The sequence below is a fragment of the Erwinia sp. BNK-24-b genome, from assembly GCF_047456155.1.
Taxonomy (GTDB): domain Bacteria; phylum Pseudomonadota; class Gammaproteobacteria; order Enterobacterales; family Enterobacteriaceae; genus Erwinia; species Erwinia phyllosphaerae.
In genome coordinates, this window is sequence record NZ_CP179901.1 from 2575803 (window position 1) to 2590742 (window position 14940).

Sequence of the window (14940 nt, forward strand, 5' to 3'; positions counted from 1 at the left end):
GCTTGCGTTTTGACTGGCCCGGAGTAATGTTAATCTCAGTCAGAACCAGGAGAAAATGTATGAAAAAGGTGATGAGTGCTTTATTCGCCTTAACGCTGTTGTCGCCCGCGCTGGTATCGGCGCATCCTGGCGGCTGGGGGCCTGGGCCAGGCTGGGATCGGGGTCACGGTTGGGATCGCGGTCACGGCGGCCCCGGACGCCTTTCCTTTTTGCCGGAAGCGGCGGCGGCGGTCATTATTGGCGGCCTGACCTACTACGCGCTTAACGGTAACTATTATCAGCGCCAGAACGACAATACCTACGTGGTGGTACAGCCACCGGTTGAACGCGTTAGCGGTGATATGCACGCGCTGGACTATAACGGCGAACGCTTCTATGTCCAGGATGGTCATTACTACCGTCGCGATATCGACGGTCGCTATCTGGAAGTGCCAAGACCGCCCGGACTTTAACTGTGGACGTAAAAAAACCGGCCTACCGCCGGTTTTTTATTGCTGTAAATCAGCTTAAAGCAGACGCGCACAGGACAGAGAGCGAAGCTTGCCGGCACGCTGTCGACAATAAAAAAACCGGCTGGCAGGCCGGTTTTTTTATTACTGCATTCGTTTACTGACCAGCTTGCGGGTCGGTATCGTACTCTTTGCAGCTCTGGAAACCGTAGTTCATTACGCGTCCGGTGTCGCTGTAGCTGACAAAGTAAGTCTGCTGCTTGCCGTCACGCTGGCCCAGCACATAAGTCTGGCAGGTACCGCGCGCGTGAACCATGGTGATTTCAGTAGAAGGTGGGCCAGCAATATCGCGAACCTGCTGACGAGTCATACCTTTTTTCACGTCCTGAACAACAGGTTTAGTAACATAGCTTTCCGCACGGTCATAGGCTGTACAGCCAGACAACACGGCAAGCGCCACCGCAGCACCAATAAATCCTGTAACCTTCTTCATGTTTTTTATTCCTCGTTTATTTTTCCATGTCGCTCTAAGCCTGGAACAGAAAGTCTGATTTATCAACTTTATGGCGAAAAAAGAGGGATAAAATTCTTATGATAACGACGGCAAGATGTTTATAATGCCGGCGCCGAGAATGAACGTTCGTTCTCACAGACTAACGCGCATGGCGGTGCCAGCTGGCTTAACGCCCGAGCGCGCCGTGAGGTAAAGCATGACCACACCAAATGAAGCCCGCGATGCCCGTCACCGGCAGCGCCAGGATGAAATTATCGCCGCCGGCCGCCGCTGCTTCCGCAAGGATGGCTTTCACGGAGCCAGCATGGCACAGCTTGCCGCGGAAGCACAGCTCAGCGTCGGCCAGATTTATCGTTATTTCATCAACAAAGACGCCATTATTGAAGAGATGGTCAAGCGCATTATTGATGCCCGGCTGCAGTATATTAACGACACCGCCACGGCCGATTTGCCAAAGCTGCTGGCCTGGCGTCACGCGCAAAATGAAGATGATGATGCGCTGATGATGGAGGTGGCCGCAGAAGCGACCCGCAATCCGCTTGTCGCCCGCATGATGGCGGAAGCCGACCAGCGAATGTTTACCCAGGCCTGCCTGAACGTAAAACGCGACCATCCCGAAATGAGCGATGAGCACATCCGCGCCTGCGTAGAAATTTTTGCCGTTCTCTCTGAAGGCACCTCGTGGCGTCGCCTGACGCCGCAAAAAGCCCCGCCGGAACAGCTTTACGCTTTTTATCAGCAATTTCGTACGATACTTTTTAAAACAGAGGATTCATGACACCTGCACACTCTAACCGTTTTGGCTATGCCATCACGCTCGGCCTGCTTGCCGGGCTGGGGCCGCTCTGCATCGATTTTTATCTGCCCGCCCTGCCCGCGCTGGCTAAAGAATTAAGCGCGCCCACGGCGACCGCCCAGCTCAGCCTGACCGCAGGCCTGATTGGACTGGGTGCTGGCCAGCTGGTATTTGGCCCTATGAGCGACAAATATGGCCGCGTAGGGCCATTATTGCTGTCACTGGTTCTGCTGTTAATCGCTTCCGTTGGCTGCGCGCTGGCACAGAACATTGACCAGCTGCTGGTGGCTCGCCTGTTGCAGGGCCTGTTCGGCGCTGGGGGTGCCGTGCTGTCACGCGCTATAGCCAGAGATATGTACAGCGGCCACGATTTAACGCGCTTTTTTGCGCTGCTGATGCTGGTTAACGGGCTGGCACCTATCGCCGCCCCGGTAATGGGCGGCATGCTGATGACGCTGTTTGGCTGGCGCGATCTGTTCTTAGTGATTGCCGCTGTCGCCTTACTGCTGTTCTTCCTGGCGCGCATCAAGCTACACGAAACGCTGACGCCAGAACGCCGCAGCACAGGCAGTATTTTTGCCGCCTGGGCCGCGCTGGGCCAGATAATAACGTACCGTCCTTTTATGGGCTTCTGCCTCACGCAGGGTTTTATGATGTCCGGCATGTTTGCCTATATCGGCGCATCGCCTTTTGTTTTGCAGCAGCTTTACGGCCTGTCGCCTCAGGCTTTCAGCTTTTGCTTTGCCGCTAACGGCGTGGGCCTGATCATAGCCTCACAGACCAGCGCGCGTCTCAGCCCGCTATGGGGAGAGTATCGCGTGGTGAAAGGCGCGCTGACGCTGGCATTTGTCTCTTCAGGCAGCCTGCTGATCGCCGGCTTAACCGGCGCGGCGCTACCGTTCGTGCTGATCGCGCTATTTTTTAGCGTGGCGAGCAATGGCGCGGTCGGCGTGGCGGCGGCCTCGCTGGCGATGCAGAGCCAGGGGCACCGTGCGGGCAGCGCTTCCGCCGTGATGGGCGTCATCATGTTTACCCTGGGCGGCATTGCCGTACCGGTAACGGGTATCGGCGGCACCTCGGTGCTCACCATGACCGCCACCATCTTTGGCTGCTATCTGCTGGCCATCGCCATGTTCGTTTTTCTGGCGCAAAAGCCAAAAAAGCCTGATTAATCAGCAAAAGGCGTGCAAACAACGGGTTTGCGCCTTGTTGTTTCACGCCTGGCGCGTTAGTTTTAAAGCAGTGACTGTCCCGACATCTACTCCGAGGAGAGGTAAATGGCTCTGCAACAGGAAATTATCGACGCGCTGGGTGTTAAACCCACGATTGACGTTCAGCAAGAAATCCGCACCAGCATCGACTTTCTGAAGTCTTACCTGAAGGCCCATCCGTTTCTTAAATCGCTGGTGCTGGGCATCAGCGGCGGTCAGGACTCTACGCTGGCCGGCAAGCTGAGCCAGCTCGCCATCAGCGAACTGCGCGAAGAGACCGGCAACAAGGACTATCAGTTTATTGCCGTGCGTTTGCCTTATGGCGCACAGGCTGACGAACAGGACTGCCAGGATGCGCTCCAGTTTATCAAGGCCGATCGTACCCTGACGGTGAACATCAAAGAAGCGGTACTGGCCAGTGAAAAAGCGCTGCGTGAAGCAGGCATCGACCTGTCAGACTTCGTACGCGGCAACGAAAAGGCCCGCGAAAGAATGAAAGCCCAGTACAGCATTGCCGGTATGACCTCTGGCGTGGTGGTGGGCACAGACCATGCCGCAGAAGCGGTAACGGGCTTTTTCACGAAATATGGCGATGGCGGCACCGATATTAACCCGCTGTTTCGCCTGAACAAAGGCCAGGGAAAACAGCTGCTGAAAGCGCTGGGCTGCCCGGAACATCTTTATCTTAAACATCCTACCGCAGACCTTGAGGACGACCGTCCGGGCCTGCAGGATGAGGTGGCGCTGGGCGTGACCTATGAGATGATCGACCAGTATCTGGAAGGCAAAAAGATTGACGATGCCGCCGCCAAAATTATTGAAGGCTGGTACCTGAAAACCGAGCACAAACGCCGTCCGCCAGTTACCGTTTTCGATGATTTCTGGCAGAAATAGCGCTTATTTCTCCTGGGCAGCCATTCGGTTGCCCTTTATTTTCCCTGCTTTTCTGCCGTGGGTTTAGCTTGCCGCTGCCTCCTTCGTCTCTGCCTTAATCGCCGCTGCGTCATTATTCAGCGCCTTCTGACTCTTTTTTATCCGGCAAACCCCTGATACACTGTATAAGCAAACAGTAAGCGGAGTGCAATGTGGTCAGACGTACAGCCAGCCATCGCCTGTCATTTGAACCGGCGGCAATTTATCAGTATCCCGAACATCTGCGTCCCTCGCTTGAAGGGCTGCCTTCTTTGCCGGGCGTGTACACCTTTCACGGCGACAGCGAATCTCTGCCGCTGTACATCGGTAAAAGCATCAATCTACGCAGCCGCGTGATGTCCCATTTCCGCACGCCGGATGAGGCGAAAATGCTGCGCCAGTCGCGCTACGTCAGCTATATCACTACGGCTGGCGAGCTGGGCGCGCTGCTGCTGGAAGCGCAGATGATCAAGGTTCAGCAACCGCTATTTAATAAGCGGCTACGTAAAAACCGCCAGCTTTGTTCGCTACTGATAAGCGAGATGAAGCCCAGCGTGGTCTACGCCAAAGAAGTGGACTTTTCGCATACCTCCAACCTGTTTGGCCTCTATTCCAGCCGCCGATCCGCGCTGGAAACGCTGCAAAAAATCGCCGACGAGCAGCGTCTTTGCCTGGGGCTGCTGGGGCTGGAAAACGTCAGCAAAGGCCGCGCCTGCTTCCGTTCCAGCCTGGGGCGCTGTGCCGGTGCCTGCTGCGGAAAAGAGACAGTCGAAGAGCATCACGCACGCCTGCTGGCGGCGCTTGAACGGGTGCGCGTACAGTGCTGGCCGTGGGAAGGCGCGGTGGGCGTAGTAGAGGAAGGCGTACTGAAGACGCAAATCCACATTATCAACAACTGGTTTTATCTGGGTTCGGTGGACGATATTGCCGAAGCGGGAAAACTGACCTCTACGCCGCAGGGATTCGACAGCGACGGCTATAAGATCCTCTGCAAGCCAATTCTTAGCGGCAAGTTTCCTATCATTCCTCTTGGCGGATAATACCGTAAAGGGCATGCAGAGTTGTCTGCTGGCCCTTTACGACAAATAACGCAAAAAAAACCGCCGACGCTGTCCACGGCCCTGAGGCTATAAACAACGTCGGCGGTCTTCACTAATGGCGTTACCTTGCCGAATGGCCCGGCGGCTTATCCGCTACGGCTTATGCGGCAGCAGGTAGCGCTTTACTTATTACGGCTTGTGCTGCCCCAGGTAACAACTTACTTATCAAGGCTTGTGCCGCAGCAGGTAACGCCTTACTTATTACGGCTTATTCAGCCGCCGGTAGCGCGGCTGGTCCGCTACAGCTTATTCAGCAGCCGGTGGCGCTGGCGGCATACCGTCGTGATGCGGCTTTTCAGTCAGACGCTTTTCAAAGTTCGCGTTGAACTCTTTTTTCTGCTCGGGCGTCAGTACGTTATACATCTTGTTCTGCGTTTCCAGCATGGAAAGCGCGCGTTCTTTGCCGTTAGCTGACATTTTGTCCGCCTGCGCTTCCGCTTTCGTACGGTCGAAGCTGTCGGACGCGATAATGCTGTGCAGCGCGCGACGCTCTTCCAGAGAAGGACGCGGCATCTCCTTGTGCGACTCTTTCATAATGGTACGCATCTGCTGTTTCTGCGCGTCGGTCAGGTTCAGCCCTTTGAACATATCGTGTGGGCCACCGTGACGAGGCGGTTTATGCATCATCGGCTTATCAGCACCGGCTGGCGGTGGCGTAATGTTATCCGCTGCCGCATGAACAATGTTCGCAGCGCCCATAGCCAGTGTCATTGCTACAACCAGAGAAGTTAATTTACGCATTCGATTTTCCTTTTGCATTTCTGTGACGACAGCGTTGTCGTGATGTCGAAAGCTAGTGTATTGCGCTGAACGTCAAGTACTCAGAGCGTGGGTAAAGCCTTGAAAGCATAAAAGATAAAAAAGCGGCAATCATGGAGAGAATGCGAAGAATAAAGTGAGGAATTGCAAAAAAATATGACGAACGTGCGGTTAATGCAGAAATTATGGAGGAGTGTAATACAGCTGACAGCAACCAGAAAGGAAAAAGTAAAGATGAACGGGCAACGGATAACCAACGGCGGTGGCTGGTATCCGTTATGTAAACCGCTAGCGGCTGCCGCTGGTTTCGTTATGGGCGTTATCTTCCACCAGCATTAGCCCTGCGCGCTGCCCTTTTGCCACGTTGGGATTCGGGAACAGCACGTACTCTCTCGCCTGCTGGACGTAGCAGCGTTTATCACCGTCTTCAGCCAGCAGCGTACCCTGAGGGAAGGCGGTAAAGTTAAGCGTTGCGGAATTCATATGCAGCACAAAAGCTTCCGAAAAACGGGTAATCTGCTGCGAAACCCGGTAGCGCAGCGGCGGCTCGTTGACCGGTGGGAGCGCCTCGCCAGACAGCAGCGCGGCCAGCGCATCCCGCGCCGCGCTAAAGAGACTCAGATCGTTGCTGCCAAAAGGCAAAGCCTTACCCAGCTCCAGCGTGCAGCTGGCGGCATTAAAGTGCTGGGAACTGTAATGGGTAAAGGTGCCGCCCGGCGCGCGATGAAACACCAGCGCCTGCAAGCCCGCAGCGGCCAGCCAGTGTAAGAAATCGTCTGGCCAGGCGCTGTCACGCAGCGGCATCACGCCAAACTGGGTATGCCAGGAGCCGCGAATAGCGGTATGTAAATCCAGATGCCAACGGATCTCCTCGCAGTTGCCCGCCTGCCAGAAGGTCTCCAGTACCTGCTCCAGACGCCATGCGCGTCGTGCTTCCATATTGTCTTCGTACTGCTGCCAGCGGCCGCCAAACAAGCGATTCAAATCGCAGCGCTGATAGCGTTTTCCGCTGCGCATCGCTTCCGGGCTGCCAAAAATAACCAGCAAACGGAGCTGTAGCGTCCGCTTTCCAGCCAGCAACTCGTTAACCAGCTCGTTAACGATCTCAATGGGCGCGGTTTCGTTGCCGTGAATACCAGCAGAGACCACCAGCGCCCGGGCTGTCGGGCGATGAGGGGTAAATTCAAGGATGCCTTCATCCAGCCACTGCCAGCTAAGCTGTTCATTGCGGCCGGAAGTTTGTGCAGGCGGCTCTGCGCTTAACGTTTGCTTTAAAAAATCCTGCATAGGTTCTCCTTATTATATAGGCTCCTTATGCGACTGCCGGGACACGCAAAGGTTCAGCTCTGCGCGCCCTGCTCCTCCCTGATTACTGTTGAAAAGAGTAGATACTCCCTAAGTCTAGCAGCTTCGTGAGTTCGTCCAGCGCTTCGCGGTTTTCTCTTAGCAACTGCGGGTCGGCCAGATCCTGCATAGAGAGCCGATCGCGGTAGTGGCGATCGATCCAGTCGTTAAGTAAAGCAAACAGGCTGTCGTTCATGATGGTGGCCGGATTAACCGCCGCCAGCTCCGCCTCGTTCATCACCACCCGCAGGCGCAGACAGGCTGGCCCGCCGCCGTTGCCCATGCTTTCACGCAGGTCAAAAACCTTCAGCTCATCAATAACGCTGTCGGCGATCAGCTCGTTGAGATAGCGCCAGACGCCCTCGTGCTGACGCGCTTCTTCCGGCAGGATCAGCAGCATTTTACCGGAAGCTTTGCTCAGCAGCTGGCTGTTAAACAGGTAGGTGGCTACCGCATCGCCCACGCTCACGCGATTATCCGGCACCACTACTGGCGTAAAGTCTGGCAGCCTTTCGCTGATGCGGTCGAACAGTGCCTGCTGATGAAGAAACGCCAGCTGATGGCAAAACAGCACCTGCTGGTTACTGACGGCAATCACATCGTTATGAAATACGCCCTGGTCGATCACCGCCGGATTTTGCTGGGCGAACAGCGTGCGTTCGGGATCGAGCTGATGCAGCCGCGCCACCGCCTGGCTGGCTTCCAGCGTCTGGCGTGCCGGATAGCGTGCCGGGACCAGTCCGCCGTTGCCCTCTTCGCGGCCATAGACAAACAGCTGCACGCCCGGCTCGCCATAGCCCTGGCTGAAGCGGTTATGGTTGGCCGCGCCTTCATCGCCAAACATCGCCACCTGCGGCAAAGCGTCGTGCACGCAAAAATGGCGCACGTCGCGAAAGATGGCCCGTAAAATTGCGCCGGTAGTCGGCGCTTCCAGCGAGCGATGGAATTTATTATTCAGGTTAGCCACGGTCAGATGGATGCGGCCGTCGGCGCTGTCGGCCGAAGGTGACACGGTCGCCGCATTCGCTACCCACATGGCGGAAGCCGAGCTGGCCGCCGAGAGCAGCGTTGGTGAACAGCTGGCGGCGCTGCTCAGCACCTGCTCTTCCGTTCCGCTGAAGCCAATCTGGCGTAAGGCGGCGATCGATGGCCGTTCGTGCGGCGGCAGTACCCCCTGCACAAACCCCATATCGGCCAGCGCTTTCATCTTCAGCAGCCCCTGTTTTGCCGCCAGCTTTGGACTGGAGACCTGATGCTGATGACGAACCGAAGCTTCATTACCAAATGAAAGACCGGCGTAGTGATGGGTCAGGCCGGGTAAACCATCGAAGTTAACTTCGCGCGCGCTCATCGCTGCTCTCCTTCTGTGCTAAAGTCCAGACCGGGCAGCGTGGCGGCGGGCAAGGACAGCGTTGCTGAGGCCAGCGAGGCCAAAGGCCAGGCGCAGTAGTCCGCCGCGTAAAAAGCGCCGGGACGGTGATTGCCGGAAGCGCCAACGCCGCCAAACGGCGCGCTGCTGGCCGCGCCGGTCAGCGGTTTGTTCCAGTTAACAATGCCTGCTCGCGCCTCAATAAGAAGCTGGTCGAACTGTTCCTGACGGGGGGAAATCAGGCCACAGGAAAGGCCGTAGCGCGTCGCATTAGCAATGCGTATTGCCTGATTAAAGTCGTCATAGCGGATCACCAGCAGCAGCGGGCCAAAAACTTCTTCATCCGCCAGAGTCAGGGAGGTGACGTCAATAATTCCTGGCGTCAGCAGAGCGCTCGCCCGGTCTGGCCAGCGCATAGGCAGCAGCACTTTGCCTCCCGCCTCAACCCGTGCCTGCCACTCACTGTAGATGTGTTCAGCGGCCCGTGGCGAAATCACGCTGCCCATAAACGGCTGCGGCTCAGCATCCCAGCGGCCTGGCTGAATCTTTGCCGCCACCTCAACCAGACGAGCCAGAAAGGCATCACCCTGCGGGCCGCGCTTAACCAGCAGCCTGCGAGCACAGGTACAGCGCTGGCCTGCGGTAATAAAAGCGGACTGAATAGCAATGTTAACCGCGGCATCTTCAGGCTGCGGCTCTTCGACAATCAGCGCATTGTTCCCGCCCATCTCCAGCGCCAGCATCTTGTCTGGCCGTCCGGCAAACTGCTTATGCAGCGCAAAGCCCGTGGCGGCGCTGCCGGTAAACAATACTCCGTCAATCTGCGGATCCTGAATCAATGCCTGGCCGCATGCTGCGCCGCCCTGAACCAGATTCAGCACGCCATCCGGCAAGCCTGCCTGCTGCCACAGCCGCACCGTCTGCTCCGCGGTGGCGGGCGTTAATTCACTGGGCTTAAACACTACCGTATTGCCCGCCAGCAGCGCGGGAACGATATGCCCGTTGGGCAGGTGGCCGGGGAAATTATAGGGGCCTAATACCGCCATAACCCCGTGAGGCCGATGGCGCAGCAGGTTTTCGCCCTGCGCACTCTCGCCGGTTCTCGCATGGTAAGCGGTGACGGAAATAGCGATTTTATTGATCATCGCCTGCACTTCCGTTGCCGCTTCCCAGCGTGGCTTACCGGTTTCCTGGGCAATAATGGTGGTCAGCGCCTGCTGATTTTTTTGCAGCAGCAAAGCAAACTTTTCGGCCACTGCCTGACGCTCGGCAAACGTGCGGCGCGCCCAGGCGGGAAACACCGCGCGTGCTGCTTCAACGGCTGCCGCCACCTGTGACGGGCTGGCCGCTTTCCCTTGCCAGAGCGACTCGCCGTTGACCGGATCCTGCTTGCCAAAAGTTTCGCCGCCGCCGGTTAGCCATTGTCCGTTAATGTAGTGCGTCATGCCTTTTTCTCCTCACATCCTAAAGTCACCACGCGCAGAGAATCGCCCTGTTCGCAATGTAAAGTAGCCGCCTGCTCTGCCGTGATCCTCAGCGCTTCGCCATGCGGATCGACGTTCAGTAGCACTACCCGAAAATCGTCATAATGTTCATTACCTACCAGACACAGCGGCAGGTTCTCATCCACCCGCTCGACGACAGCGACGGGGCGGAGGCGGCTTTTGCGGATCGCCCGCACGCGATCGATATCGCATTCCAGCGTGGGGCCGCCGTCAAAAATGTCGATATAGTTCTGATAACGGAAGCCTTCCGCCTCAAGTACCGCACGCGCGGGCGAGGTTTGCGGATGCGTTTTGCCGATAACCGCCTGCGCTTCGGCAGAGAGATAATCGGTATACAGCGGATGCTTGGGCATCAGCTCGGCGATAAAGGTTTTTTTGCCGGTGCCGCTGAGGTAGTCGGCGGTACTGAAGGACATGGAGAAGAAGCGGCTGCCGACGCTTTCCCAGAAAGGCGAATGGCCGTTCTCGTCGCTAACGCCGCGCATTTCGGCAACGATTTTTTGCATAAAGCGTTCACGAAAAGCCGCGATAAACAGAAAGCGCGATTTGGAAAGCAGATAGCCGTTTTTGCCGTTGCGATAGTCAGGATCGAGAAACAGCGTGCACAGCTCGCTGCTGCCCGTATGGTCGTTACTTAACGAAAGCGTCGGTAAGACTTTATAAACGTTGAGTTCACGTGAGGCATGAACCTGCGTCCCAACGCGGAAATTGTACCAGGGATCCTGTAGTCCAACGGCAACTTCGATGGCGCAGATGCCGACGACCTGTTCAGTCTCGCTGTCTGCCATCACAAAGACATAGCCCTGTTCGGCCTGCGGCAGTTTACCCTGCCAGGTCAGGACCGAACGCTCAATGCGGTCGCTTAGCGTGTCGCTGTCGGCAGGCAAAGACGTCAGGCCGCCGCCTGTTTTCCCTGCCAGCCTCATCAGCTGTGCAAGGTCGTCGCGCTCTACGGGACGGATGACCATCATTATGCTGCTCCTTTTGCTGCCCGTGGCCGCATAAGTAAAATAAAAGTTTAAATAATGTTAACTATTATGGCGTGAAGCACCTCACTGTAAATTGCACGCTCTGTGCCAACCAGCAAAAAACTGCATAAAATTTTCATGGTTAAATTAAATCAACAGGTTACACCTAGTGGATATGCATAAAAAATGCATAAAAAGTGAATATCACTATAAGAAAGCGAGATGGCGAGACAGAATTAAGAAAACTTATGCAGGCGGGAAAATAAATCACGGTTTTGTGATCGGAGAGGTGCAATAACAGAGAGAAAAATCCGGCAGCGCCCTGTTATCGTGCAGATCGCACCAAAAAAAGGCACAAGGCGGCTTTGCTGATGAAAAACTACTGCAGGCTGAAAGAGTAACTATTGCCAGAGAAAGGAACTACCCGGGAAAGTAGCTAATGCCACAGAGCAGAAGTGGCCGGGAAAGTAGTTAGTGCCAGAGAAAGGAAGGTGCCGGGAAAGTAGTTAGTGCCAGAGAGCAAAAGTAGCCGTGAAAGTAACGATTGCCAGAGAACAGAGGCGGCGAGCGATAATTCTTGTGTTGCCGATAGCCCTGAAGTTAAGCGCTATCGGCAACGCTAACGCTAGGTCAGACGGTAATGCTTATCTGGCTGCGGCGTAGCGGGCAGTTCGCGCTGGTTGTTCATTTCCAGCAGGTTAATCTCGATATTGCTGCACATGGCGTCCATCGGCAGATGGTTGTTGGCGTAGCCAAAAGGCATCTCCAGCTCTTCGGCCAGCGTGTCCAGCGAAAGGAAACTGTAGGCAATAAACACGGAAACCAGCGGCGTCATATAGTGCAGGTCGGGCACCAGCGCGAAAGGCAGCAGCGTACAAAACAGATAAACCGTGCGGTGCAGCAGCAGGCCATAGGCAAAAGGGACCGGCACGCTGGCGAGCCTTTCGCATCCGCCCAACACCAGCGACAGCTGATGAATGCTGTTATCCAGCTGGGCATAAACAATATCGGAAATAACCCCGCCGCGACGCTGCTCCGCCAGCCACTGGGAAATTCTTAGTTCGATCATATTGGTGCGTGCGCGCCGTTTAAGAAGGTCTTCCGCCTCGTCACCCAAAAAGCGGACAAGATCCTCCCGCGCATCGGTTTTGCGCAGCTGATGCTTCAGGCTGTAGCAAAACGCCAGCAGCAGCGAGGCAATCCTGGGCGCGTCGGCTGGCGAAATAGCCAGCACCTGACGCTGAATATCACGACAGGAAATCAGCAGGCTGCCCCACATTTGCCGCGCCTCGGAAAAGCGCGCATAGCAGACGCTGTTGCGAAAGCCCAGGAAGATAGCGATGGAAACACCCAGCAGGCTGAACGGTGCCAGGGTCAGCTTAATGCCCAGCGTTTCATACCAGTTGAGACAGATAATCGCGATAATCGACATCAGCAGATTAAGGCCCAGCCGAAATAAAATGCCGGGCAACACGGAGCCGTGCCAGGAGAAGAGACGAACAAACCAGTGACGATGTGGACGAACGATCATAATAAGCCCGTAATTTTTTTGTGAAAATAGTGGCAAATTTCTGCGCCGTTGCCCAGCTATTTCTGTGATATGAATCACCTTTTTTGCCCACGCCCGCCTGCTTACCTGTGAACCATCCCGGCTTACACATGCACCTTTCCGGCTTACACGTGAACCTTCCCGGTTACACATGCACCTTTCCGGCTTACGCGTGAACCTTCCCGGTTACATATGCACCTTCCCGGCTTACACATGCACTTTTCCGGCTTACGCGTGAACCTTCCCGGCTTACATGTGCAAATTAATTTTCGGGCCAGCCACGTTGTCACGGCGCTATCAGGTTGAACTGGTTGGCGTCAGGATTTTGCAGCGTGACCGGCGGCGTCAGCTTAAGCGTAATCCAGTTGGAGGTAACGCGCTGCTGGCGACTGTCTTCAACAGTGACGGACAGGTGATATTCATTGCTGGCATCCGGCGAACTGTCCCAGGCAGGAATAATAATGCTCCAGCCGTTGGGGTTGACGTTGTCCGCAGGCGGCGTCAGGCTCAGCGCCTGGGTATCGCCCTGCCAGCTTATTCCCTTCAGCGGATTGGCCTGACGGATTTGCAGCTTCAGCGGCAGCGTTTCGCCCGGCTGCACCTGCCACGGCGGCGTCGCCAGGAACACCGACAGCGTTTTGCGCTGGCGGAACTCCATTACCGGCAGATTACTGCGCGTGACCGCATCATAACGGCTACCGCTGAGCGAGCGGGCCGCGGCGACGTTATCGGCCGACAGCTGCTTGCTCAACGCGACGCCAATCTGATAGTTCATTTTTAACGCCAGCTGATCCTGCGTGTCGCCGCTGTCGGCGGTTTTATGCGAGGCGGTCAGGGTAAAAAGCGGCACCGGCGTGTAGCTGACGCCAAGCTCAATGGCGGATGGGTTACTGCTGAGCGTGCCGTTGTTAAACAGATCGACATTATTTCCCAGATAGCGCTCGTAGCTTACGGAAACGCCCAGCTGCTGATAAAAGGGTAAGTAGCCCTGGGTAGTAATGTCGTAGCCGCGCGCCATCCGCGTCTCCTGCGTAGCCGAATTTTGCCGCCAGCCGGACAAAGGCTGATAGTAGTTAGCCGAAAGGCGCAAAAAGTGGCTCCACGCCTCCGCGCCAAGCGAGCCGCGCTGCTGATTTTCGGCAAACAGATCGTCAACAAAGGCGTTATAGCCCAGCCGCCAGCTGCCGGTCAGCCAGCGCTGGCCAAGACCGGCACTGCCAACGATACCGTCGTCGCTTTGCTGTACGCCCAGCTGGCTAAAGGTCAGGTACTGGTATTTATCCTGCCACGGCGTAATCAGCTGTGCGGAAGACCCCGTGAAGTTGCCGTTGCTGTCCACCGCCAGCGCAATGTTAGCCTTGCCGTAAGGCGACAGCAGCGACTGGCCTTCATCCTCGACCCGCTTTGCCGCTTCATCGCGAAAATGATTAAACGCCCAGGAACCCGCCTCGCTGCCTAACGAACGGTCGTCGCTGCTGTTCATACTGGCTTCGCCGATGCTTTTCATCGCGTTGGCGATGCGTTTTTCCAGCGCCGTATCGGAACCGGTGCTGCTGCTGCCAAGGTCGGGGAGCCGATCGCTAAAGCGAGCGGGATCGGCAAAAGGCGCGTCGGCGACGCGCGTTTCGGTAGTTAATGCCAGCACGGTAAAAGAAACGGTCAGCAGCGTTACCGGCAATAAAATGTTTCTGGCAGAAAAAGAGCAAGCGGTCATTTTTTTCATAACGTTATAAGCGGTCTGGCAGGCCTGTTCTGAGCATTAAACTGCGATGAAGATCACAAAATCAACCCAAGGCTAGCTTAACATTTTTGTTTTGCCAGTGGCACCCGCCTGCGCCATAACGATAAGTCACTGGCAGAGCGTACATTTATCGACCAGACTTGGCGCAACCCGTTAAAACAGGAATCCGCTAATGAAAAAAACGCTATTGTGTGCCGCGCTGTTATGCAGCGCTACGGCAGCGTGTGCCGCGCCGGTTTTTACGCTGACCTCTCCCGACTTTAACGACAACGATGTGATGGCGACAAAATTTGCCGGCTCGGACAAAGGCAACGCCAGCTGTACCGGCGAAAACGTCTCGCCCGCGCTGAGCTGGAGCAATCCACCGCAGGGCACCAAAAGTTTTACGCTGGTGATAGTCGATCCGGTTGGCGCGAAAGGCCTGGGTGTCGATCATCTGGTGGCGTACAACATTCCTTTTCAGCGCACCACATTTGCCCAAGGCGAGCTGACCCGCGGCAAAGGCTATACGGGCGGCAAAAATTCGCCGGGAACGCTACGCTATCACGGCCCTTGCCCGCCGGTTGGCAGCGGCCAGCATCACTATAACTTTACGCTGATCGCCACCGATTTACCGGCCAACGGGCTGGAACAAGGCTTAACGCGCGAGGCGTTATTTACCCGCCTGAAAGGCCATACGCTGGGTGCCGCAGGTTTGATTGGCCGCTTCGGCAACGAGTAAGG

The 14940-nt window shown here is 56.1% G+C and carries 14 protein-coding genes; 6 read left to right on the top strand and 8 right to left on the bottom strand.

Going from position 1 to position 14940, the window contains the following annotated elements:
- Positions 1–59 precede the first annotated feature (59 nt).
- Complete coding sequence (locus ACMGGR_RS11595) at positions 60–452, top strand: DUF6515 family protein (protein WP_246759101.1); 393 nt, start codon at positions 60–62, stop codon at positions 450–452.
- A gap of 154 nt (positions 453–606) precedes the next feature.
- Here the strand turns inward: ACMGGR_RS11595 and osmE are convergent, their stop codons facing one another.
- Positions 607–942, bottom strand: a complete 336-nt coding sequence (gene osmE / locus ACMGGR_RS11600) for an osmotically-inducible lipoprotein OsmE (RefSeq protein WP_246759100.1) — start codon at positions 940–942, stop codon at positions 607–609.
- 217 nt (positions 943–1159) lie between these two features.
- Between osmE and ACMGGR_RS11605 the strand changes: the two genes are divergently transcribed.
- The 4 genes from ACMGGR_RS11605 to cho all read left to right on the top strand — a co-directional run bounded on the left by ACMGGR_RS11605 (position 1160) and on the right by cho (position 4922).
- Positions 1160–1741 (top strand): TetR/AcrR family transcriptional regulator, encoded by a 582-nt coding sequence (locus tag ACMGGR_RS11605; RefSeq protein WP_414146929.1) that lies wholly within the window; start codon positions 1160–1162, stop codon positions 1739–1741.
- Entirely contained in the window at positions 1738–2931 is a 1194-nt protein-coding gene (locus ACMGGR_RS11610) for a multidrug effflux MFS transporter (RefSeq protein WP_414146930.1), read from the top strand. The genes ACMGGR_RS11605 and ACMGGR_RS11610 overlap by 4 nt, the downstream gene beginning before the upstream one ends.
- A gap of 105 nt (positions 2932–3036) precedes the next feature.
- A complete protein-coding gene (gene nadE, locus ACMGGR_RS11615) occupies positions 3037–3864 on the top strand; it encodes an ammonia-dependent NAD(+) synthetase (RefSeq protein ID WP_414146931.1) in 828 nt (275 codons plus the stop codon).
- A gap of 191 nt (positions 3865–4055) precedes the next feature.
- The gene (gene cho / locus ACMGGR_RS11620) at positions 4056–4922 is read left to right on the top strand and encodes an excinuclease Cho (RefSeq protein ID WP_246759093.1); all 867 of its coding nucleotides are present in this window, start codon (positions 4056–4058) and stop codon (positions 4920–4922) included.
- Positions 4923–5228: 306 nt separating this feature from the next.
- Here the strand turns inward: cho and spy are convergent, their stop codons facing one another.
- From spy to ACMGGR_RS11655, 7 genes are all read right to left on the bottom strand, one after another.
- On the bottom strand, positions 5229–5723 hold the full coding sequence (gene spy / locus ACMGGR_RS11625) for an ATP-independent periplasmic protein-refolding chaperone Spy (protein ID WP_414146932.1): 495 nt from the start codon (positions 5721–5723) through the stop codon (positions 5229–5231).
- A gap of 306 nt (positions 5724–6029) precedes the next feature.
- Positions 6030–7028, bottom strand: coding sequence for a succinylglutamate desuccinylase (gene astE, locus ACMGGR_RS11630; RefSeq protein ID WP_414146933.1), 999 nt, complete (start codon positions 7026–7028; stop codon positions 6030–6032).
- Between the two features lie 82 nt (positions 7029–7110).
- Complete coding sequence (gene astB / locus ACMGGR_RS11635) at positions 7111–8436, bottom strand: N-succinylarginine dihydrolase (protein WP_414146934.1); 1326 nt, start codon at positions 8434–8436, stop codon at positions 7111–7113.
- Complete coding sequence (gene astD, locus ACMGGR_RS11640; protein WP_414146935.1) at positions 8433–9899, bottom strand: succinylglutamate-semialdehyde dehydrogenase; 1467 nt, start codon at positions 9897–9899, stop codon at positions 8433–8435. The genes astB and astD overlap by 4 nt, the downstream gene beginning before the upstream one ends.
- Complete coding sequence (gene astA / locus ACMGGR_RS11645) at positions 9896–10930, bottom strand: arginine N-succinyltransferase (protein ID WP_414146936.1); 1035 nt, start codon at positions 10928–10930, stop codon at positions 9896–9898. The genes astD and astA overlap by 4 nt, the downstream gene beginning before the upstream one ends.
- Positions 10931–11552: 622 nt before the next feature.
- Positions 11553–12458, bottom strand: coding sequence for a bestrophin family protein (locus ACMGGR_RS11650; RefSeq protein ID WP_246759086.1), 906 nt, complete (start codon positions 12456–12458; stop codon positions 11553–11555).
- 304 nt (positions 12459–12762) lie between these two features.
- Complete coding sequence (locus ACMGGR_RS11655) at positions 12763–14199, bottom strand: YchO/YchP family invasin (RefSeq protein ID WP_414146937.1); 1437 nt, start codon at positions 14197–14199, stop codon at positions 12763–12765.
- A gap of 190 nt (positions 14200–14389) precedes the next feature.
- Here ACMGGR_RS11655 and ACMGGR_RS11660 point away from each other — a divergent pair, with 190 nt between their 5' ends.
- Positions 14390–14938: a YbhB/YbcL family Raf kinase inhibitor-like protein gene (locus tag ACMGGR_RS11660; protein ID WP_414146938.1), complete on the top strand. Its 549-nt coding sequence runs from the start codon at positions 14390–14392 to the stop codon at positions 14936–14938.
- Positions 14939–14940: the final 2 nt, after the last annotated feature.

Bases quoted from the DNA above. Each gene is read 5' to 3' on its own strand.
- ACMGGR_RS11595 (WP_246759101.1), top strand. From the start codon at position 60: ATGAAAAAGGTGATGAGTGCTTTATTCGCCTTAACGCTGTTGTCGCCC.
- osmE (WP_246759100.1), bottom strand. From the start codon at position 942: ATGAAGAAGGTTACAGGATTTATTGGTGCTGCGGTGGCGCTTGCCGTG.
- ACMGGR_RS11605 (WP_414146929.1), top strand. From the start codon at position 1,160: ATGACCACACCAAATGAAGCCCGCGATGCCCGTCACCGGCAGCGCCAG.
- ACMGGR_RS11610 (WP_414146930.1), top strand. From the start codon at position 1,738: ATGACACCTGCACACTCTAACCGTTTTGGCTATGCCATCACGCTCGGC.
- nadE (WP_414146931.1), top strand. From the start codon at position 3,037: ATGGCTCTGCAACAGGAAATTATCGACGCGCTGGGTGTTAAACCCACG.
- spy (WP_414146932.1), bottom strand. From the start codon at position 5,723: ATGCGTAAATTAACTTCTCTGGTTGTAGCAATGACACTGGCTATGGGC.
- astE (WP_414146933.1), bottom strand. From the start codon at position 7,028: ATGCAGGATTTTTTAAAGCAAACGTTAAGCGCAGAGCCGCCTGCACAA.
- astB (WP_414146934.1), bottom strand. From the start codon at position 8,436: ATGAGCGCGCGCGAAGTTAACTTCGATGGTTTACCCGGCCTGACCCAT.
- astD (WP_414146935.1), bottom strand. From the start codon at position 9,899: ATGACGCACTACATTAACGGACAATGGCTAACCGGCGGCGGCGAAACT.
- astA (WP_414146936.1), bottom strand. From the start codon at position 10,930: ATGATGGTCATCCGTCCCGTAGAGCGCGACGACCTTGCACAGCTGATG.
- ACMGGR_RS11650 (WP_246759086.1), bottom strand. From the start codon at position 12,458: ATGATCGTTCGTCCACATCGTCACTGGTTTGTTCGTCTCTTCTCCTGG.
- ACMGGR_RS11655 (WP_414146937.1), bottom strand. From the start codon at position 14,199: ATGAAAAAAATGACCGCTTGCTCTTTTTCTGCCAGAAACATTTTATTG.
- ACMGGR_RS11660 (WP_414146938.1), top strand. From the start codon at position 14,390: ATGAAAAAAACGCTATTGTGTGCCGCGCTGTTATGCAGCGCTACGGCA.